The organism is Ornithinimicrobium jinqii (assembly GCF_045032595.1).
Lineage (GTDB): Bacteria > Actinomycetota > Actinomycetes > Actinomycetales > Dermatophilaceae > Ornithinicoccus.
In genome coordinates, this window is sequence record NZ_JBJFZS010000007.1 from 159,087 (window position 1) to 179,367 (window position 20,281).

Consider the following 20,281-nt stretch of genomic DNA (forward strand, 5'->3'; position numbering starts at 1 on the left):
TCAGCTCCTCACGACGTGGATGATGTGGACCTGCTCGGAACCGTAACCCGGGCCGAGCCTGACCGAAGGAGCATCGTCCCAGGTCCACCGTCCACCCGTGACCAGGTCGTGCGCGACGAAGGTGTCGCCCCAGCGCAGGCCCAGACCGAGGGCGGGCAGGTCGAGGTGCAGGCGCGACTCGCGCACCGCGGCGGTGTCGAGGCTGGCGACCACGATCACGGTGTCCCGGTCGGACCCGTCACCGGCCCCGCCGCCGTGCTTGGAGAAGACGAGGATGTTCTCGTCCTCCGCCTCGTGGAAGGTGATGTTGCGCAGCCAGTGCAGCGACGGGTGCTCGCGCCGGATCCGGTTGAGGGTGGTCAGCCAGTCGGTGAGGTCCGCCCGCCCGGGCACCTGCTCGCCCCAGCGTCGGTCCTTGAACTCGTACTTCTCGTTGTCGAGGTGCTCCTCGACCCCGGGACGCGGACGGTTCTCCACGTGCTCGTAGCCGGTGTAGATGCCGTAGGTGGGCACCAGGGTGGCCGCCAGCGCGGACCGGACCAGGTGCGCGGCGACCCCGCCGTGCTGCATGTAGGGCGTGAGGATGTCGTGCGTGGTCGGCCAGAAGGAGGGGCGCATGTAGGGCGCGGTCTCGGTGGCCAGCTCGGTGACGTACTCGCGCAGCTCGGCGGCGGTGTTGCGCCAGGCGTAGTAGGTGTAGGACTGCTGGAACCCGACCTTGGCCAGGGTCCGCATCATCATCGGCGTGGTGAACGCCTCGGCCAGCCAGATGACGTCCGGGTGGTCCACCGCGACGTCGGCGATGAGCCACTGCCAGAACTCGACCGGCTTGGTGTGCGGGTTGTCGACGCGGAACAGCGTCACGCCGTGGTCGATCCAGACCTGCACGACCCGCCGCACCTCGGCGTAGATCTTCGCGGGCGAGGTGTCGAAGTTGACGGGGTAGATGTCCTGGTACTTCTTCGGCGGGTTCTCGGCGTAGGCGATGGTGCCGTCCGCCCGGGTGGTGAAGAAGTCGGGGTGCTCGGTGGCCCACGGGTGGTCGGGCGAGGCCTGCAGAGCCAGGTCGAGGGCGACCTCCAGACCCTCCTCGCGGGCCCGGGCGACGAAGGCGTCGAAGGCGTCGAAGTCGCCCAGGTCGGGGTGGATCGCGTCGTGGCCACCGTCGGCCGACCCGATCGCGTAGGGGGAGCCGGGGTCGTGCTCCTGCACCGTCAGCGAGTTGTTGCGACCCTTGCGGTTCGTCGTGCCGATCGGGTGCACCGGGGTGAGGTAGACGACGTCGAAGCCCATGGCGGAGATCGCCGGCAGGCGCTCCGCGGCGGTGGCGAAGGTGCCGCTGGTCCACAGCCCGGTCTGCGGGTCCTGGGTGGCACCCTCGGAGCGCGGGAAGATCTCGTACCAGGCGCCGGTGAGGGCCAGCGGCCGCTCCACCCACCAGGCGTAGGTGGGGCTGGCGCTGACCCGGTCGCGCAGAGGTGCGGCGGCCAGGATCTCCACGACCTCGTCGCGGGTGCCCGCGTGCAGACGCTCCTCGGCCGCGAGGCTGCTGGCGCGCAGGGTCACGATGGCCTCGTCGAGGACCGCCCGGTGCTCGGGGGGTCGCTCCACCTCGTCCAGGGCCCGCTCGAGGACGCGGGCACCATCCTCGAAGGAGAGCTCGACGTCGACGCCGGCCCGCACCTTGATCGGTCCGTCGTGGGACCAGGTGCCGTAGGGGTCCGACCACCCTTCGACACGGAAGCCCCATACCCCCTCCCGGTCGGCGGAGACCTCCGCCTCCCAGTGCGAGAGACCGGGGTTGACCTGCGTCATCGGGACGGCGTGCTCGACGTCGTCGGGGTCGGTCAGCACCACGGTGGCGTTGACGGCGTCGTGCCCCTCGCGGAAGACGGTTGCGCTGAGGGAGAAGAGCTCGCCCACGACCGACCGGGTGGGGCGGCGTCCACCGTCGACCACGGGTTCGACGTCCAGGACAGGGATGCGGCCGACGGGCTCCTGGCCGAAGACCGCGAGAACGGACCTGTCGATCGGGGGCTCCTCGGGACGGGAGGGGGCGGGCGGCGTGGTCGAGAGATCGGTCACGCACTCACGCTACCGGTGATCGGGTGGTCCAAGCACGTGCGGGGTGGGGAGAGCGCGCGCGGGCCGCGCGGGTGGGTCCGCGGACGGGGCGTGCAAGAACTTGCGCACCTTGTCGCTATCTTTGGTCCTCGTGAAGGCAATTCGTCGGATGCATGTGCGCACCGTTCTCCCCCAGACCCTGGCCCCGCTCCACGACCTCGCGCTGAACCTGCGCTGGTCCTGGCACCCCCCGACCCGCGACCTGTTCGCGAGCATCGACCCGGAGCTCTGGGACGCCACCGGCCACGACCCGATCGCCGTGCTGTCGGCGCTGCGCGGCGAGGACATGGACCGTCTCGCGGGCGACGCCGGCTTCGTCACCCGCGTGCGGGAGGCGAAGGAGGACCTGGACCGCTACCTGACCAAGCCGCGCTGGTACCACGCCGAGGGCGCCGGTCGCCTGGCGGACGACGAGGCGGGCCGCTCGCTGGAGGCGATCGCCTACTTCTCTCCGGAGTTCGGGATCACCGCCGTGCTTCCGCAGTACTCCGGCGGGCTGGGCATCCTCGCCGGCGACCACCTCAAGGCCGCCTCCGACCAGGGCATCCCGATCGTGGGTGTCGGGCTCTTCTACAAGTCCGGCTACTTCGCTCAGCGCTTCAACTCCGAGGGCTGGCAGCAGGAGTCCTACCCGGTCCTCGACCCCGACGACCTGCCGCTCTCGCTGCTGCGCGAGGACGACGGGACGCCCGTCGTGATCCGGCTGGCCATGCCGCGCGGGGGACACCTCGACGCGCTGGTCTGGCGCGCCCAGGTCGGCCGGGTGCCGCTGCTCCTGCTGGACTCGGACGTCGAGTCCAACGACCCCGTGCGTCGCGAGGTCACCAACCGTCTCTACGGCGGCGGCGGCGACCAGCGCCTCGAGCAGGAGATGCTGCTGGGCATCGGCGGGGTGCGCGCGCTGCGCGCCTACTCCCTCCTCACCGGGGCGCCGGAACCGACGGTCTACCACACCAACGAGGGCCACGCCGGCTTCCAGGGCGTGGAGCGGATCAGCGAGCTGATCTCCGGCACCGGCCTGACCTTCGACGAGGCGCTGCGGGCGGTCCGTGCCGGCACCGTCTTCACCACCCACACCCCGGTCCCGGCGGGCATCGACCGCTTCGACGTGCAGGCGATCCGCGCGCACTTCTTCGACGAGGGCTGCGAGCTGCCGGGCATCGAGCACGACCGGTTGATGGGGCTGGGTGCCGAGGACTACCCCGGCGGTGACCGGTCGCGGTTCAACATGGCGGCCATGGGTATGCGGCTCGGGCAGCGGGTCAACGGCGTCTCCGAGCTGCACGGCGCGGTGAGTCGGGAGATGTTCTCCGGCCTGTGGCCGGGCTTCGACCTCGACGAGGTCCCGATCGGCTCGATCACCAACGGCGTGCACGCCGGCACCTGGGTCGACCACCGCCTCTACGACCTGGCGCGCGCGCACCTCGGCAAGGACATGGCGGCGCGGTCCGTCTTCACCCGGCTCCACGAGGTGCCGATCGCGCACTTCTGGGCCACCAAGCGCGAGCTGCGCTCGCAGCTCATCGCCGACGCCCGGGCCCGCCTGCGCCGCTCGGAGCTGGACCGCGGTGTCACCGAGGCAGAGCTGGGCTGGACCCAGGACATCCTGGACCCGGACGCGCTGACGATCGGCTTCGCCCGGCGCGGGGCCACCTACAAGCGGCTGACCCTGATGCTCAGCGACCCCGAGCGGCTCAAGAAGATCCTCAACGACCCGCAGCGGCCGGTGCAGATCCTCATCGCCGGCAAGTCGCACCCGGCCGACGACACGGGCAAGGCACTCATCCAGGAGATGGTCCGTTTCGCGGACGACCCCGAGGTACGCGGCAAGATCATCTACCTGCCCAACTACGACATCGCGATGGCCCAGCGTCTCTACCCGGGGTGCGACGTCTGGCTCAACAACCCGCTGCGCCCGTTCGAGGCGTGCGGCACCTCCGGCATGAAGGCGGCGCTCAACGGGGCCCTGAACCTCTCCATCCTCGACGGCTGGTGGGACGAGTGGTACGACGGCCAGAACGGGTGGGCGATCCCGACCGCCGACGGTGTGGAGGACCCCGACCGTCGTGACGACCTCGAGGCGTCCGCCCTCTACGAGCTGCTCGAGAAGACGGTCGTGCCGACGTTCTACGACCGGGACGAGGACGGCCTGCCCCAGCGCTGGCTCGACATGGTCAGCCACACGCTGTCGACGCTGGGCCCGAAGGTCCTCGCCGACCGGATGGTGCGCGACTACACCGAGAAGTACTACTGGCCGGCCGCGCACGCAGCCTGGGCGGTGTCCGACGACGACTTCGCCGGTGCCCGGGAGCTGGCGAAGTTCGTGCGGGCGGTCGGCCGCAACTGGCCGCACGTCCGCGTGGACCACGTCGACGCCGAGGGAGTGGGCGACGCCCCGCAGATCGGTGATGAGGTCAAGGTGCACGCCTTCGTCGCGCTGGGAGACCTCGACCCCTCTCAGGTCTCGGTGCAGATGGTGCTGGGCCGCGCCAACCCCGAGGACACCCTCACCGACGTCGAGCAGATCGCCCTCGAGCCGACGCAGTCCTACGAGGAGGGGCGTCACCGCTTCGACGGGCACTTCCGGCTGGCCCGTACAGGCTCGCTCGGCTGGACGGTGCGCGTGCTGCCCGCCCACCCGCAGCTGTCCTCCGACGCCGAGCTCGGCCTGGTCGCGCTGCCCTGACCCGGTTGCCCGGGCTCAGACCGCGCGGCCGACGAGCACGGTGAAGCTGGCGGGGCCGACGGTGAGCCGTGCGCCGGGCGTGAGGGCGCGGCGGGTGCCGGTCACCTCGTCGACCTCCGCGCTGACCGTCTCGCTGGACCACCGCACGTCCCACTCCAGGACGTCGTCCAGGTCGGGCGTCACCACCTCGAGGCGGTCCGCGCCCGCGTGCAGCACCAGGGCGACGGCCTGCGGCTCGTCCTCGTGCAGGGTGTCGTAGACGGCGACGACGGTGCGTCGCCGCGGGTCATCCCAGCCCCCGTCGTCCAGCATGCCCGACCACTCGTCGTACCAGCGCAGCCGGGACCTGCCGGGCTCGGCGGCGTGGAGCGGGAACTCCGGGGGCCGCAGCAGGGCCAGCTCGCGGCGCAGGGCCAGCAGCGCGCGGGTGTCCTCGAGCAGCTCCTGCTGCCACGGCTTGCGGTCCCACCGCACCCAGGAGATCTGGTTGTCCTGGCAGTAGGGGTTGTTGTTGCCCTCCTGCGTGCGGCCCATCTCGTCGCCGGCCACGAGCATCGGCACCCCGGTCGAGAGCAGGAGGGTGGCCAGCAGGTTGCGGATCGAGCGGTTGCGGGTGTCGAGGACCGTGCGGTCCGTGGTCGACCCCTCGATGCCGTGGTTCCAGGACCGGTTGTCGCCGTGACCGTCCCGGTTCTCCTCGCCGTTGGGGTAGTTGTGCTTGTGCTCGTACGCAGTGAGGTCGGCCAGCGTGAAGCCGTCGTGGGCGGTGACGAAGTTGACAGAGGCGATGGGCCCGCGGTCGCCGTCGCTGAACATGTCCGCGGATCCGGCCACCCGGGTGGCCAGCTCGCGGACCCCGTGCCCGGGCTGACCGTGCAGCGAGCGCTTGACGTCGGCGAGCCAGAAGGTGCGGACGGTGTCGCGGAAGCGGTCGTTCCACTCGGCGAAGGGCGCGGGGAACTGCCCTGTGCGCCACCCGTGCACGCCGACGTCCCACGGCTCGGCCAGGAGCTTGGCGCGGGACAGGACCGGGTCGGTCTGCAGGGCGACGTGGAAGGCGTGGTCGCGGTAGTAGGCATCGTCGCGCCCGCGGGCCAGGGCCGTCGCCAGGTCGAAGCGGAAGCCGTCGATGTGGAACTCCTCCACCCAGTGGCGCAGGGAGTCCAGGACCATCCGCACGACGAGCGGGTGGCGCAGGTCCAGGGTGTTGCCGGTGCCGGTGACGTCGATGTCGCGACCCCTGCCGTCGAGCCGGTAGTAGGTCTGGTTGTCCAGCCCCCGCCACGACAGCGTCGGGCCGGAGGAGGAGCTCTGCTCCGACGTGTGGTTGTAGACGACGTCGAGGACGACCTCGATGCCCGCGGCGTGGAGAGCCTTGACCGCACCCTTGACCTCGTCGACCACGCCCTGGGGGTCGTTGGCCGCGGCGTACCCGGCGTGCGGGGCGAAGAAGCCGACCGTGTTGTAGCCCCAGTAGTTGCGCAGACCCTGCTGCACGAGCGAGGCCTCGGAGGCGAAGGTGTGGATGGGGAGCAGCTCCAGGGTCGTCACGCCGAGCCTGGTGAGGTGCTCGATGACCGCCGGGTGTCCCAGGGCGGCATAGGTGCCCTGAAGGTGCGGGGGGACGTCCGGGTGGCGCATCGTCAGACCGCGGACGTGCGCCTCGTAGACGACGGTCTCGGTCCAGGGCACGGCGGGCAGGGCGTCGTCGCCCCAGTCGAAGGCCTGGTCGACCACGACGGAGCGGGGGACGTAGGGGGCCGAGTCGCGCTCGTCGCGCGAGTCGGGGTCCGCCCCGTGGCCCTCGACCCGGTGGCCGTAGACCTCGGGGCGCCAGTGCACCCAGCCCTCGACGGCGTGCGCGTAGGGGTCGAGGAGCAGCTTGTCCGGGTTGTGGCGGTGACCCTCGGCCGGGCTCCACGGACCGTGCGCGCGGAAGCCGTAGCGGGTGCCCGGGACGAGCTCGGGCACGTGGTCCCACCAGATGCCGTAGGCATTGCGGCGCAACGGGATCCGCCGCTCTGACGAGCCGTCGTCGTTGAAGAGGCACACCTCGACCGCCGTCGCGTGACGGGCGACCACAGCCACCTCGGGGCCGGTCTCCGGCCTGGTCACACCCAGTCGAGGAGGGGTGTCGGTGCTGCGACGGGGACGGATCCGGGGCGCCATGGCCGCAAGGGTATGCGGCCCCACCGCGACCGGGTGCGCGGGGTGGATGCGCGGCGGGTCGCGGTGGGGCGCGCTGGGTTCAGCGGCCCTCGAAGGCAGCCTTGCCCGGGCCCTCCTTGACGAAGGACGTCATACCGATCTCGCGGTCCTTGGTGGCGAAGACACCCGCGAAGAGCATCGCCTCGATGGCCAGCCCCGTCTCGAGGTCACCGTCGAGCCCGCGGTCGATGGCCTCCTTGGCCGAGCGGAGGGCGAAGGCGGGGCCGTGGACGTAGCGACCGACCATCGCCACGGCAGCCTCGTGGGCGCCACCGGGTGCGCAGACCTGGTCGACGAGACCGATGTCCGCAGCCTCGTCGGCGTCGATCATCCGGCCGGAGAAGACGAGGTCCTTGGCCTTCGTCACGCCCACCAGACGGGCGAGACGCTGGGTGCCGCCGGCGCCCGGGATGACCCCGAGCAGGACCTCGGGCTGACCGAGCCTGGCGTCCTGCGCGGCGACGCGGAAGTCGCAGCACATCGCGAGCTCGCAGCCCGCGCCGAGCGCGTAGCCCTCGATCGCGGCCACGGTGGGTTTGGGGATGCGTGCCACCGCGCTGAAGCAGGCCTGGATGATCGGGGCGCGCTGCACCATGTCGGTGTAGCTCATGTGCTGCATCTCCTTGATGTCAGCACCGGCGGCGAAGACCTTCTCGCCGCCGTAGACGATGACGGCGGCGACCTCGTCGTCCAACGTCACGATGCCTGCTGCCTCGCCGAGCGCTTCCTGCACCTCGGTCGACAGAGGGTTCATCTTCGGGCGGTCGACGCGGATCGTGGCGATGCTCGAGTCGATCTCGACACGGACGAACTCGCTGGCCGTCCGCACGACACGGCTCACGCCTGCGCCTCTCCGTCGGGCGCGCCACCGGTGGAGCCGGTCGAGCCGATCGAGAGCCAGGGACCGATCTCGGTGCCCTCGGGCGCTCCCTCGGGGATCTGCGGGTCCTCGCCGCGCTCGACCGCGGACTTGGCCTGCACGTTGCGGTGCCACAGCGGCAGCGCCTGGAGGAGGAGGCCGGTCGCGATCTGCACCTTGGCCTTGGGGTTCTCCTGCCGGGCGACGATCTGCTCGACCGCCAGGACCAGGTTGTTGTTGGCGATGCCAGCCTTGACGAGGTTGACCCCCAGGGTCACGTCGTTGCAGCCGTTGAGGCGGGTGGCCATGTCGTCGGGCACGGTGCTGGAGATCTGCCACTGACCGAAGATCCGCATGATGTCGAACTGCTGCCCGGCGACGACCTTGACGAAGAGCTTCTGGTCCTTGACCGAGAAGGCGACGTCGCCCTCGCCGTCGAGGTTGGGGTTCATCTGCAGGTCCTGGAGCGCGTCGAGCACCCGTCCGGTCAGCGGACGCTCCTGCGCGGGCGGAGGGAAGTTGGGGAGGGAGGTGGGGTCGGTCATGAGACCCAACGTACCTGCCCCCTGGTGCTCCTCCCAGACGGGCGGGGGGCTCGTCACTAGTTGACGAGACGGACTAGTACGACATACCATCTAGTCATGGAACCGCAACAGTCGTGGCCGAGCGAGTGGCTGCGCGGCGTGCTGGAGGTCTGCGTCCTGCGGGTTCTCCTGGACGGCCCCAGCTACGGCTACGCCCTCACGCAGGCACTGGGCGCAGCCGGGCTCGGCGACGTCAAGGGTGGCACCCTCTACCCGCTGCTCGGCCGCCTCGAGGAGGCCGGCCGCGTCGAGGTCGAGTGGCGCCCCGGTGACGGGGGGCCGGGCCGCAAGTACTACGTGCTGACCCCCGAGGGGCGAGCCCACGCCGTGGCACTGGCCGCCCGCTGGTCCGACTTCACCACCACCACCCGCGCGCTCACCGACGGCGCACCCGTCCCAGGGAGAACGACATGAACGACACCCGGAACCTCTACGGCGCCGACCCGGCCAGCCTCGCACCCAGCGTCGACCGGCGGTGGATCGAGACCTTCGTCGTGGAGCAGCGCCTGCTGGACGTGCCGGGCCAGCGCATCGGCGACGCGCTGGCCACGATCGAGAGCCACGTGCAGGAGTCCGGCGAGAGCGCGCAGGAGGCGTTCGGGGACCCCCGGGAGTATGCGCGCGCCATGGCGGATGCGGACGGCAACCCCGGACGTTCGCCCGTCGGGCCGCTCGCCGTGGCGCACATCGTGCTCGGCCTGGCCGGCCTGCACCTCGTCGCCCGGGCCTTCTCGTCCTGGCTCATCGCAGCCCCGGTCCAGGTGCTCGTCGGTGACCTCGTCGTCGCCGCCGTCCTGGCCGTCCTCGTGGGGGTGCTCCTGGCCGCGCCGTCGACCGTCCTGCGCCTGCTCGTCGAGCGCCGGTGGCTCGCGCTGGTGCTGCCGCTCGTGCTCATCGGGGGGTTCGTCGCGATCCTGCTCCTGTGGCGCGAGCCGGTGGTCGAGCTGTCCACCCTGCTCACCGGGGTCGTGGGGCTGGTGCTGCTCGTCACCTCCAGCATCCTCGCCGCGGTGGACCGTTCCGAGGACCGGATCACGGCCCCCGGGGAGGCGCCGCGCCGGACGACGGCGGGGCGCTGGACCTCGGTGCTGCTCATGCCGGCGCTCACCCTCCTGCTCATGGGGCTGTCCTGGGTGACGCACCTGCTCTCCTGAGTCATGACGGACCCTCGCCCGCTGCTGCACCGCGCGTGGAAGGGAGCCGCGGGCGTCCACCACCGGTCCGGGAGGTCGGGGGAGGCGTGACAAGATGAGCGAGAACCTGATCCCGACCACGAGGACGTGACGCGTGAACATCGTCGTCTGTGTGAAGTACGTGCCCGATGCCCAGGGCGACCGGACCTTCGAGGCTGACCACACCACCGACCGCGAGGGGGTGGACGGGCTGCTCTCGGAGCTGGACGAGTATGCCGTGGAGGAGGCCCTGAAGATCGTCGAGGCGGGCGAGGGTGAGGTCACGGTCCTGACGATGGGGCCCGCCGACGCCGTGGGGGCGGTGAAGAAGTCGTTGCAGATGGGCGCGCACAAGGGCGTGCACGTCAGCGACGAGGCGATCGCGGGGTCCGACGCGGTCGCGACGTCGCTGGTGCTGGCCGAGGCCGTGAAGAAGATCGGCACGGTCGACCTGGTGCTGACCGGTCTGGCCTCGACCGACGGCAGCATGTCGGTGGTCCCGGCGATGCTGGCCGAGCGCCTGGGGCTGCCGCAGGTGACCTTCGCCTCCGAGCTGAGCGTGGAGGGCGGCACCGTGCGCATCCGCCGCGACTCCGAGACCGCCTCGGAGACGGTCGAGTCATCCCTGCCCGCGGTCGTGTCGGTGACCGACCAGATCAACGAGCCGCGCTACCCCTCGTTCAAGGGGATCATGGCGGCGAAGAAGAAGCCGGTGGAGACGTGGTCGCTGGCCGACCTGGGGATCGACCCGGCGCAGGTCGGGCTGGCCGCCGCCTGGTCCACGGTGGAGACGGTCACGGCGCGTCCGCCCCGCTCGGCCGGTGAGGTCGTCGCCGACGAGGGTCAGGGCGGCGTCGCGCTGGCCGATTTCCTCGCCTCCCGCAAGTTCGTCTGAGCCGACCCCGCACCTGTTCGCCTGCGTGAAGAGAGAGAGATCCACCCATGGCTGAAGTCCTCGTCCTGGTCGACCACGTCGACGGCGACGTCCGTAAGTCCACCGCCGAGCTGCTGACGGCGGCCGCCCGACTGGGTGAGCCGTCGGCGGTGTTCGTCGGGTCCGGCGCCGAGGGCGCCACCGACTTCCTGGCCCGCTACGGCGCGGCCAAGGTCTACACGGTCGCCGACCCCGCGGTCACCGGTCACCTCGTGGCCCCGGTGGCCGAGGTGCTGGCCTCGCTGGTGGAGCGCACCTCCCCGGCGGCGGTGCTGCTGCCCTCGACCAACGACGGCAAGGAGATCGCCGGGCGTCTGGCCATCAAGACCAGCTCCGGCCTGATCACCGACGCGGTCGACGTCGCCCCCGGCACCTCCGGCGGGGTCCGGACCACCCAGTCCGTCTTCGCCGGGTCCTACACGGTCGTGTCCTCGGTGACGAAGGGCTCCCCGGTGATCACGCTGAAGCCCAACTCGATCCCGATCGAGGAGGTCCCCGGTGCCGCCGCGGTCGAGCCGGTGCAGGTCGCCCTGTCGGAGGCTGCGACGGCCGCGCGCATCACCGAGGTCGCCGAGAAGGCCGCCTCCGGGCGCCCGTCCCTGACCGAGGCGGCGATCGTCGTCTCCGGCGGTCGTGGTACCGGCGGTGACTTCGGCCCGGTCGAGACCTTCGCCGACTCCCTCGGTGCCGCGGTCGGTGCCTCCCGCGCCGCGGTCGACGCGGGCTGGTACCCCCACTCCTCCCAGGTCGGGCAGACCGGCGTGCAGGTCTCCCCGCAGCTCTACATCGCGGCCGGCATCTCCGGTGCCATCCAGCATCGCGCCGGCATGCAGACCTCCAAGACGATCGTCGCGGTCAACAAGGACCCCGAGGCCCCGATCTTCGAGCTCGTCGACTACGGCGTCGTCGGCGACCTGTTCACCGTCCTCCCGCAGGCCACCGAGGCGGTCCGGGCCCGGAAGGGCTGACCTCGTCCCGGCCCCGCGACCGGCCCCCGACACCCGTGGTGGCGGGGGCCGCGCGGTGTCGTCGCCGCGTCGACCGGGCCGGTGGTGAGAGGGCAGGACAGGGGGAGTACGCACGTAGACTCGGCTGGTGCCCGAGCCCGTCCCCTCCCGCCGTGTCTACCTCGACCACGCCGCCACCACCCCGGTGCTCGACGAGGTGGTCGAGGTCGTCGCCCGCACGATGCGCCAGGTCGGCAACGCCAGCTCGCTGCACACCCACGGCCGGGACGCGCGCCGGCTCGTCGAGGAGTCACGGGAGCGGATCGCCGACGCCCTGCGCGTCCGCCCGTCCGAGGTGGTCTTCACCTCCGGCGGCACCGAGGCGGACAACATCGCGGTCAAGGGGACGTATGCCGCTCGCGTCGCCTCCACCACGGCCCCCGGCACGGCCCCCCGCAGGGACCGGCTCGTGGTCAGCGGGGTCGAGCACCACGCCGTCATCGACCCGGTCGAGCACCTCGTGGGCACCCAGGGTGCCCGCGTCACGTGGGTGGAACCCGACGGTGAGGGGCTGATCACCCCGGCGGCCCTGCAGGACGCCCTCGCGCGGGACGGTGGGCCCGAGAGCGTCGCCCTCGTCAGCGTGATGTGGGCCAACAACGAGGTGGGGACCGTCCAGCCGGTCGCCGAGCTCGCCGCCCTGGCGCACGAGCACGGCATACCCTTCCACTCCGACGCCGTCCAGGCCCTCGGCCAGGTGCCCCTGGACCTGTCCGTCGTCGACCTCGGGGTCGTCACCGGTCACAAGATCGGCGGTCCGCTCGGGGCCGGGGTCCTCGTCGCCGGCCGCGACCAGTCGCCGGTGCCGCTCACGCACGGCGGCGGCCAGGAGCGTCAGCTGCGCTCCGGGACCCTCGACACCCCGGGCATCGCGGGCCTGGCGGTCGCCGTGGAGCACGCGGTGGAGCACCAGGCGAGCCATGCCCGGCACCTCGCCGTCCTGCGCGACGCGCTGATCGAGGGCGCGCTGGCGCTGGACGACGGCATCAGCGTCAGCGGCCCGTGGACACCCGGCGACGTCACCCGACGGCTGCCGGGCAACGTGCACCTGCGGGTCGCCGACTGCGAGGGCGACTCGCTGCTCTACCTGCTCGACGCCGCCGGCATCGCCTGCTCGACCGGCTCGGCCTGCCAGTCCGGGGTGCCCCGCCCGAGCCACGTGCTGCTCGCCATGGGCATCCCCGAGCAGGACGCGCGCGGTGCGCTGCGCATGACGCTCGGTCACGGCTCGGGCCCCGCGGACGTCGAGACCGTGCTCGCCGCGCTGCCGCCGGCGCTGGAGCGGGCGCGCCGGGCCCACGCCGCGTCCTCGAGGAGCCGGTCGTGAGGGTGGTCGCCGCGATGAGCGGCGGGGTCGACTCGGCGGTCGCGGCAGCCCGGATGCTCGACGCGGGGCACGAGGTGGTGGGCGTGCACCTTGCCCTGTCGCAGTCGGCGGCGACCCTCCGCGAGAGCGCCCGCGGGTGCTGCACGCTGGAGGACGCCGGGGACGCGCGCCGGGTCGCCGACCGGCTCGGCATCCCCTTCTACGTCTGGGACATGGCCCAGCGCTTCCGCGAGGACGTCGTGGAGGACTTCGTGGCCGAGTACGCCGCAGGGCGCACCCCCAACCCCTGCCTGCGCTGCAACGAGAAGATCAAGTTCGCGGCGCTGCTGGACAAGGCCCTCGCGCTCGGTTTCGACGCGGTCGCGACCGGGCACTACGCGCAGATCGTCGAGGTCCCCGACCCCACTGCGCCGCACGGCGTCCGGCGCGAGCTGCACCGCGCCGTCGACCGGGCCAAGGACCAGTCCTACGTGCTCGGGGTGCTGGACGCCGACCAGCTGGAACGCGCGTTCTTCCCCCTCGGCGACACGGTGAAGACCGACATCCGCGCCGAGGCCGCCGCCCGCGGGTTCTCGGTGGCCCGGAAGCCGGACAGCCACGACATCTGCTTCATCGCGGACGGGGACACCCGGGGCTGGCTCGCGGACCGACTGGGGGAGCGGCCCGGCCCGGTCGTCGACACCGACGGGACCGTGCTCGGCGAGCATGGAGGCGCCCACGGCTACACCGTCGGGCAGCGGCGCGGGCTGGGCCTGAAGGTCCCCACCGCCGACGGCACCCCCCGCTACGTCCTGTCCACCGACACCGCCACCAACACCGTCGTCGTCGGCCCGGAGGAGCTGCTGGGCGTCGACGTCATGACGGCGGACCACGTCCGCTGGTGCGGCCCGGCGCCGGACGGGACGGTGCGGGTGGGCGCCCAGGTGCGCGCGCACGGCGCGGAGCACCCGGCCGCGGCGCAGGTCGACGAGGGGGTGCTGACCGTGCGCCTCGAGGAGCGGGTGCGCGGTGTCGCCCCCGGCCAGTCGGTCGTCCTCTACGAGGGAACCCGCGTCGTGGGGTCGGGCACCATCGCCTCCTCGGGGAGGACGGCATGAGCACAGGTGAGGGTATGCGGCACGCGCGCGGCGTGCGCGCGAGCGGGATCGGCTCCTGGCCCGGCACGGACGTGCGCGAGGCGCTCCGGGTCGTGCGCGGTGAGCTCACGGACACGGCCCCCGACGGCGTCGAGGGCGTGCCCTACCTGCCCGAGCTGCCCGCCCGCGGGCCGGGCGCGGACATGGTCGGGCGCACGGCCCACCTGCTGGTCGACCTGCCCGTCGACCTGCAGCCGCAGGGCTGGCGGCTCGTCGACCGTCCGGGGCGCGACCACGAGCGGACGGGGTCCTGGTGGCGCCAGGACCTCGACGAGCTGGCCGAGGCGTTCGACGGTTGGGCCGGCCCCCTCAAGCTCCAGGTCGCGGGTCCGTGGACCCTCGCGTCCTCGCTGTGGCTGCCGCTCGGGGACAAGGTCCTGTCCGACCCGGGCGCGACGCGCGACCTGGCCCTGTCCCTGTCGGAGGGGGTGGCCGCCCACGTCCGCGAGGTCCGTCGGCTGGTCCCCGGTGCGGAGGTCGTCCTGCAGGTCGACGAGCCGTCGCTGACCGCCGTGTCGCTCGGCCGGATCCGCTCCGAGTCCGGCTACCGCGTGCTGCGCACCCCGGAGCAGGGCGAGCTGGTGACCGCGCTGCGCGGGGTCGTGGACGGTGCCCGCTCGGGCGGCGCGGTGCTGGTCGCTGCGCACTCCTGCGCCGGCGACGTGCCCCTGGACCTGCTGCGCAGCTCGGGCGCGGACGCGGTCAGCCTCGACGTCGCCCTGCTCGGCACCCCAGGCTGGGAGGTGGTGGCCACGCTCATCGAGGCCGGTGTCGAGCTCTGGGCCGGGACGGTGCCCACCGGCCCCGACCCAGCCGCACCGGCCCGGCTCGTCGACGACCTCGCCCGCCGCTGGGGCGAGCTCGGCCTGCCTCTGCGCGACCTGGCCAGTCTCACGGTCACCCCCGCGTGCGGGCTGGCTGCGTCCACGCCGGCCGGTGCGCAGGCTGTCACCGCCGCCACCGTCCAGGCCGCGGCCCGGCTGGCAGAGCTCGCCGCCGGATGACCGTAGCCACGAGGCCGGCCGTCCCGTGGCAGGTCTGGTACCTGGCGCTCACCTTCATCTGGGGCTCGAGCTACCTGCTCATCAAGGTGGGTCTCGATGCGCTCAGCGGCGTCCAGGTCGCCTCGCTGCGCATCGTCTGCGGGGTCCTCGTCCTGCTCCTCCTGCTGGTCGCGACCCGCACGCGGCTGCCCCGGGGCCGCCGCACCTGGGGGCACCTGCTCGTCACCGGCACCCTGCTGTGCACGCTGCCCTGGACGCTGTTCGCCCTCGGCGAGGAGCGCGTCACCTCGGCCGTGGCGGGCATCTCCAACGCCACCACACCCGTGGCCGCCGTCCTCGCCACCGCGCTGATGCTGCCCGGCGAGCCGGTCGGCCGCCGTCGCCAGGTCGGCGTCGCCATCGGCTTCGTCGGCGTCGTCCTCATCGCCCAGCCGTGGTCGCTGGAGCGGGGGCCGGACCCCGTCGGACTGGTGATGGTGCTCGCCGCCTCGGCGAGCTACGGCGTGGGCTGGACCTACGTGCGCCGCCACCTGCACGGCGTCGACCCCGGCGGGCTGTCGATGCCGACGGCGCAGGTCCTCGTCGCTGCTGCGCAGGTCCCCGCGCTGCTGCTGCTCGACTGGTGGCTGCGCGGGGCACCGTCGGAGGGTCCGCTGGTGCCCGGTCGGGTCGCGGCGGGCGCGTCGTCCGGTGAGCTGTGGGGACCGCTGCTCGCGGTCGTGGTGCTGGGGGTGGTGGGCACCGGGCTGGCCCAGGCGATGCAGTATGCCGTCGTCCGCGCCGCCGGTCCCACGGTCGCCACCAGCGTCACCTACCCGATCGTCGTCGTCTCGGTCCTGCTCGGCGTCCTGCTGCTCGGGGAGAGCGTGGGGCCGCTCGTGCTCGCGGGAGCGGTCGTCGTGCTCCTCGGCTCGCTGCTGATCACCGGACCGCGTCGTGCACGGCATACCCCGGGGGTGTCGGTGGACCCTGCCAAGATGGTCGGGTGAGCCAGAGCAGCGCCCCCGACCCGATCGTCGACGACGTGCCGCAGGAGGCCCGCCACCGGTGGACCGACCTCGCGGAGGAGATCCGGGCGCACCAGTTCGCCTACTACGTCAAGGACGCCCCGGTGGTCAGCGACGGCGAGTTCGACGCCCTGGTGCGCGACCTCGAGGAGCTGGAGGAGGAGCACCCGGGGCTGAGGGTGCCGGACAGCCCGACGCAGGTGGTCGGAGGGACGTTCTCGACCCAGTTCACCGCTGTCGACCACCTCGAGCGGATGCTGAGCCTCGACAACGCGTTCTCGCCCGAGGAGCTGGACGCGTGGGCCGAGCGGGTGGAGCGCGACGCGGGCGGGGCGGAGGTGCACTACCTGTGCGAGCTCAAGATCGACGGGCTGGCCGTCAACCTCCTGTACGAGGACGGCCGGCTGGTCCGCGCGCTCACCCGCGGTGACGGGAGGACCGGTGAGGACGTCACCCTCAACCTGCGCACGGTCGAGGGCGTGCCGCGCACGCTGCGCGCGCCGGAGGAGCAGCGGAGGGCAGGGACGCCGGAGGAGGGGGCGGTGGTCGTGGGTGGTGCCGAGACCGACGAACCGGTCCCGGTGCCCGGGCTCGTGGAGGTGCGCGGGGAGGTCTACTTCCCGGTGGCCGCCTTCGAGGAGCTCAACGCGAGCCTCGTCGCTGCCGGGAAGGCGCCCTACGCCAACCCGCGCAACACCGCCGCCGGGTCGCTGCGGCAGAAGGACCCCCGCGTCACCGCGCAGCGCGGTTTGCGGATGCTCGTTCACGGGATCGGTGCGCGGGAGGGCTTCGACATCACCAGCCAGTCGCAGGCCTACGAGCTGCTGGCGGCCTGGGGACTGCCCGTCTCCGACCGGACGCGTGTGGTGGCGTCGATGGCCGAGGTCCGTGACTACGTGCGGCAGTACGGCGAGCACCGGCACGACGTCGAGCACGAGCTCGACGGGGTCGTCGTCAAGGTCGACGAGGTCGTCGTGCAGCGCCGGCTGGGGTCCACCTCCCGCGCGCCGCGGTGGGCGATCGCGTACAAGTACCCGCCCGAGGAGGTCACCACCACGCTCCTCGACATCCGGGTGGACGTGGGACGCACCGGACGCGTGACCCCCTGGGGGCTGATGGAGCCGGTCCAGGTGGCCGGCTCCACGGTGGAGCGGGCGACGCTGCACAACGCCCACGAGGTGGAGCGCAAGGGCGTGCTCATCGGCGACACCGTCGTGCTGCGCAAGGCGGGCGACGTCATCCCCGAGATCCTGGGGCCGGTCGTGGAGAAGCGGGACGGCACCGAGCGGGCGTTCGTGATGCCGACCGAGTGCCCCTCGTGCGGGACGCCGCTGCGGCCGGAGAAGGAGGGCGACAAGGACATCCGCTGCCCCAACGCGCGGGACTGCCCGGCGCAGCTGCGCGAGCGGCTCTCCTCGATGGCCGGGCGCGGGGCCTTCGACATCGAGGCGCTCGGCTTCGAGGGCGTCGCCGCGCTGCTCGACGCCGGTGTGCTGACCAACGAGGCGACGCTCTTCTCGCTCACGGCCGACGACGTGCGGCGGGTGCCGCTCTACACGCGGGCATCGAAGAAGGGGGATCCCCAGGAGGCGGTGCTCGACGGGCGGGTCCTGTCCGCCAACGGGCAGAAGCTCGTCGACAACCTGCAGCAGGTCCGCAGCCAGCCGTTGTGGCGGGTGCTCGTGGCGCTGTCGATCCGGCACGTCGGGCCCACCGCGGCGCGGGCGCTCGCGGCGGAGTTCGGGTCCATGGACGCGATCCGGGCCGCGTCCTTGGAGGAGCTCGCGGCGACGGAGGGGGTCGGGCAGATCATCGCCGAGTCGGTGCGGGTGTGGTTCGACGTCGACTGGCACCGCGAGATCGTCGAGAGGTGGGCAGCCGACGGGGTACGGATGGCCGACGAGCGCGACGAGTCCGTCGAGCGCACCCTGGAGGGACGGACGGTCGTGGTGACCGGGTCGCTGGAGGGCTTCAGCCGCGACGAGTCCAAGGAGGCGATCGTCTCCCGCGGTGGCAAGGCGGCCGGCTCGGTGAGCAAGAAGACCGACTGGGTCGTGGTGGGCGCCAACGCCGGCACCAAGGCAGACAAGGCCGAGGAGCTGGGCGTCCCGGTCCTGGACGAGGAGCAGTTCGTGCGGCTGCTGGCGACCGGTTCGCCGGACGTGGGCAGCGGCGACGTGGACGACGAGATCGAGGAGGAGGACTGATGGGACAGGTGAGGGACGAGGACCTGCTGTGGTTCGTCGACAGGGCGCTGGACGGCATGCTCGACACGTGCCGGCAGCTGGGAGACGGGCTCCTCAACGAGCGGCTGGGGGTCGAGGGGAGCAACAGCCCCTACGCGATCGTCGTCCACTGCGTGGGCGTGATGGACTTCTGGGCCGGTCACAAGGTGGCCGGCCGCCCGAACCACCGGGACCGCGACTCCGAGTTCAGGGGGACGGGGACCGTCGCCGACCTCGCGTCCCAGGTGCGGTCCGCACGGGGACGCTTCGTCGAGGCGCTCGCCGGAGCCGACTGGGACGCGCCGTGCGTGGGCCAGGACCGCCCGGAGACGCACGCCCAGCCGGTCGGACGCAGCCAGGGTGGGGCGCTCGTGCACGTGCTCGAGGAGCTGTGCCAGCACCGTGGACAGCTGGAGGTGACCGCCGACGTGCTGCGGTCAACCGGCGACCCCGGAGGCGGCGAGAGGGTATGAGGTCGCCCTGGCTCTGGGCGGCGCTCGTCGCCGCGCTCGGCCTCGTCGTGCTCGACGCGGCTGCTGACGGGCGCCTCGGGTTTGCCGTCGGATACGGTGTCGTCGCGCTCGCCGTCGCGTGGTGGACCTCCCCCTGGAGAGGCCGGCGCGGAGGCACGACCCACGAGGAGGTCCTTTCCATGGCCGACACAGATCCCCGCAAGGGTGTCGTCGTCTACTGGCGCCCAGGGTGCGGCTTCTGCGCGATGCTCAGGGCCCGGCTGGGCGCACTGCGGGAGCAGGCGACCTGGGTCAACATCTGGGAGGACGAGGAGGCCGCCGCCTACGTCCGTGAGGTGAACGGCGGCAACGAGACCGTCCCGACCGTGGTGATCGACGGCATCCCCCGCACCAACCCCGATCCCGCCCTGGTCGCCGAGCGGCTGCGCGAGGCGTAGGCCGCGGTCCCGTCAGGCCGCAGTCCTGGCCCCATCGTCCCCCGGCCCCCGCCGGAGATCACCCCCGGGGGGTGACGACCACGGACGCCCCCCGGCGCACCGTGAAGGACGAGGGACCGGATCAACCGGAGGCACGGGCAAGGGTCCGTGGCGATCCCTCGGAGGACGAGGAGGTCCCGATCATGAGGACGTTCACCAGGATGATGGCGGGGGCGGGCGCTGCCCTGCTCGGGCTCACGATGCTCGGTGCCCCGACCTCGATCGCGAAGGGCCCGCCGGTGGGCGGGGAGGCCGAAGAGGTGGTGTCGAACAACCTGTCGGTGCCGGCGGTCTTCGTGCCCAGCATCGGCATGACGCTGAAGTACCCGTGCGATGCGGCTGTCCTGCCGATCGGCGGAACCACGGCCTTCCCAGAGCTCCCTGCCTCGGAGAACCTGCCCCAGGGTGTCACCGCTGGTGACTACTACGTGCAGGGTGAGGATGCGTGGCAGGCCGGCTGCACGACGGCGTTGGCCAACACGGTAGCGGTCGGTGCCGACTGGGGCGACAACCTTGTGAGCGCGCCCCTCAAGGCCAGGACCCCGATCCGCGTCGAGATGGGGCTGCTGGCTGACACCGGCCTCTACCCGTTCACCGGCTTCACTGTCGTCAAGCTCACGGACGAGCTCGACCGCTACGCCACCTACGGCACCGTCGGTGTCGCAGTCAACCCCTACCCGGAGGTTCGGGTCTGGGACGCAGGAGCGCAGCTGAAGATCGAGCGCACCGACGGTCTGATCGTCTACTCCGGTGATTTCACCGCCGAGATCAACTCGACCGGTCGCGTGGTCTACGGCTACAACTGGCAGAAGCCGCTCGCGGGCGACTACGTCATCACCTTCACCGCACCCAACCTGACGATCACCACCACCGACGCCGGGTCGATCGTGTCGACGGACACCGTGACGAAGGCCGTCACGGTGGCAGCCAAGGCCGGCGGCGGAGGCCGTCCGTGACAGCTCCCCTCCCCGGGACGATGCACGCCTGGTGAGGATGCTGCCCCCGCCGCACCGTTGTGACGCGACTCTCGACCCCGCTCGTTCCCCACGACCCTCGAGC

The 20,281-nt window shown here is 72.3% G+C and carries 17 protein-coding genes; 13 read left to right on the forward strand and 4 right to left on the reverse strand.

The genetic code is table 11. The features are described 5' to 3' along the window. Positions 1-2,085, reverse strand: coding sequence for an alpha-1,4-glucan--maltose-1-phosphate maltosyltransferase (locus ACI3ET_RS03115; protein ID WP_405031490.1), 2,085 nt, complete (start codon positions 2,083-2,085; stop codon positions 1-3). Positions 2,086-2,215: 130 nt separating this feature from the next. On the opposite strand from ACI3ET_RS03115, the gene glgP reads away from it, so the two are divergent. Next, positions 2,216-4,810: an alpha-glucan family phosphorylase gene (gene glgP / locus ACI3ET_RS03120; RefSeq protein ID WP_405031491.1), complete on the forward strand. Its 2,595-nt coding sequence runs from the start codon at positions 2,216-2,218 to the stop codon at positions 4,808-4,810. Positions 4,811-4,825: 15 nt separating this feature from the next. Here the strand turns inward: glgP and glgX are convergent, their stop codons facing one another. From glgX to ACI3ET_RS03135, 3 genes are all read right to left on the reverse strand, one after another. Further along, positions 4,826-6,979 carry a glycogen debranching protein GlgX gene (glgX, locus tag ACI3ET_RS03125; protein WP_405031492.1) on the reverse strand — a complete coding sequence of 718 codons (2,154 nt, stop codon included), beginning with the start codon at positions 6,977-6,979 and terminating at the stop codon, positions 4,826-4,828. Between the two features lie 79 nt (positions 6,980-7,058). Further along, the gene (locus ACI3ET_RS03130) at positions 7,059-7,859 is read right to left on the reverse strand and encodes an enoyl-CoA hydratase/isomerase family protein (protein WP_405031493.1); all 801 of its coding nucleotides are present in this window, start codon (positions 7,857-7,859) and stop codon (positions 7,059-7,061) included. Beyond that, positions 7,856-8,422, reverse strand: a complete 567-nt coding sequence (locus tag ACI3ET_RS03135) for a hypothetical protein (RefSeq protein WP_405031494.1) — start codon at positions 8,420-8,422, stop codon at positions 7,856-7,858. The genes ACI3ET_RS03130 and ACI3ET_RS03135 overlap by 4 nt, the downstream gene beginning before the upstream one ends. Positions 8,423-8,518: 96 nt before the next feature. Between ACI3ET_RS03135 and ACI3ET_RS03140 the strand changes: the two genes are divergently transcribed. From ACI3ET_RS03140 to ACI3ET_RS03195, 12 genes are all read left to right on the forward strand, one after another. Next, positions 8,519-8,875, forward strand: coding sequence for a PadR family transcriptional regulator (locus tag ACI3ET_RS03140; RefSeq protein ID WP_405031495.1), 357 nt, complete (start codon positions 8,519-8,521; stop codon positions 8,873-8,875). Beyond that, entirely contained in the window at positions 8,872-9,615 is a 744-nt protein-coding gene (locus ACI3ET_RS03145; protein ID WP_405031496.1) for an HAAS signaling domain-containing protein, read from the forward strand. Before ACI3ET_RS03140 ends, ACI3ET_RS03145 begins: the two co-directional genes overlap by 4 nt. Positions 9,616-9,748: 133 nt before the next feature. Further along, positions 9,749-10,528, forward strand: coding sequence for an electron transfer flavoprotein subunit beta/FixA family protein (locus tag ACI3ET_RS03150; RefSeq protein WP_405031497.1), 780 nt, complete (start codon positions 9,749-9,751; stop codon positions 10,526-10,528). A gap of 47 nt (positions 10,529-10,575) precedes the next feature. Continuing rightward, positions 10,576-11,535: an electron transfer flavoprotein subunit alpha/FixB family protein gene (locus tag ACI3ET_RS03155; RefSeq protein WP_405031498.1), complete on the forward strand. Its 960-nt coding sequence runs from the start codon at positions 10,576-10,578 to the stop codon at positions 11,533-11,535. Positions 11,536-11,662: 127 nt separating this feature from the next. Beyond that, complete coding sequence (locus ACI3ET_RS03160) at positions 11,663-12,901, forward strand: cysteine desulfurase family protein (RefSeq protein ID WP_405031499.1); 1,239 nt, start codon at positions 11,663-11,665, stop codon at positions 12,899-12,901. Beyond that, positions 12,898-13,998, forward strand: coding sequence for a tRNA 2-thiouridine(34) synthase MnmA (mnmA, locus tag ACI3ET_RS03165; protein ID WP_405031500.1), 1,101 nt, complete (start codon positions 12,898-12,900; stop codon positions 13,996-13,998). The genes ACI3ET_RS03160 and mnmA overlap by 4 nt, the downstream gene beginning before the upstream one ends. Beyond that, a complete protein-coding gene (locus ACI3ET_RS03170) occupies positions 13,995-15,041 on the forward strand; it encodes a uroporphyrinogen decarboxylase/cobalamine-independent methonine synthase family protein (RefSeq protein WP_405031501.1) in 1,047 nt (348 codons plus the stop codon). Before mnmA ends, ACI3ET_RS03170 begins: the two co-directional genes overlap by 4 nt. Continuing rightward, positions 15,038-16,030: a DMT family transporter gene (locus tag ACI3ET_RS03175; protein WP_405031502.1), complete on the forward strand. Its 993-nt coding sequence runs from the start codon at positions 15,038-15,040 to the stop codon at positions 16,028-16,030. The genes ACI3ET_RS03170 and ACI3ET_RS03175 overlap by 4 nt, the downstream gene beginning before the upstream one ends. Beyond that, positions 16,027-18,255, forward strand: a complete 2,229-nt coding sequence (ligA, locus tag ACI3ET_RS03180; RefSeq protein ID WP_405031503.1) for an NAD-dependent DNA ligase LigA — start codon at positions 16,027-16,029, stop codon at positions 18,253-18,255. Before ACI3ET_RS03175 ends, ligA begins: the two co-directional genes overlap by 4 nt. After that, entirely contained in the window at positions 18,255-18,746 is a 492-nt protein-coding gene (locus ACI3ET_RS03185) for a mycothiol transferase (protein WP_405031504.1), read from the forward strand. Before ligA ends, ACI3ET_RS03185 begins: the two co-directional genes overlap by 1 nt. Then, on the forward strand, positions 18,743-19,183 hold the full coding sequence (locus tag ACI3ET_RS03190) for a glutaredoxin domain-containing protein (protein ID WP_405031505.1): 441 nt from the start codon (positions 18,743-18,745) through the stop codon (positions 19,181-19,183). Before ACI3ET_RS03185 ends, ACI3ET_RS03190 begins: the two co-directional genes overlap by 4 nt. 182 nt (positions 19,184-19,365) lie before the next feature. Then, complete coding sequence (locus ACI3ET_RS03195; protein WP_405031506.1) at positions 19,366-20,178, forward strand: hypothetical protein; 813 nt, start codon at positions 19,366-19,368, stop codon at positions 20,176-20,178. Positions 20,179-20,281: the final 103 nt, after the last annotated feature.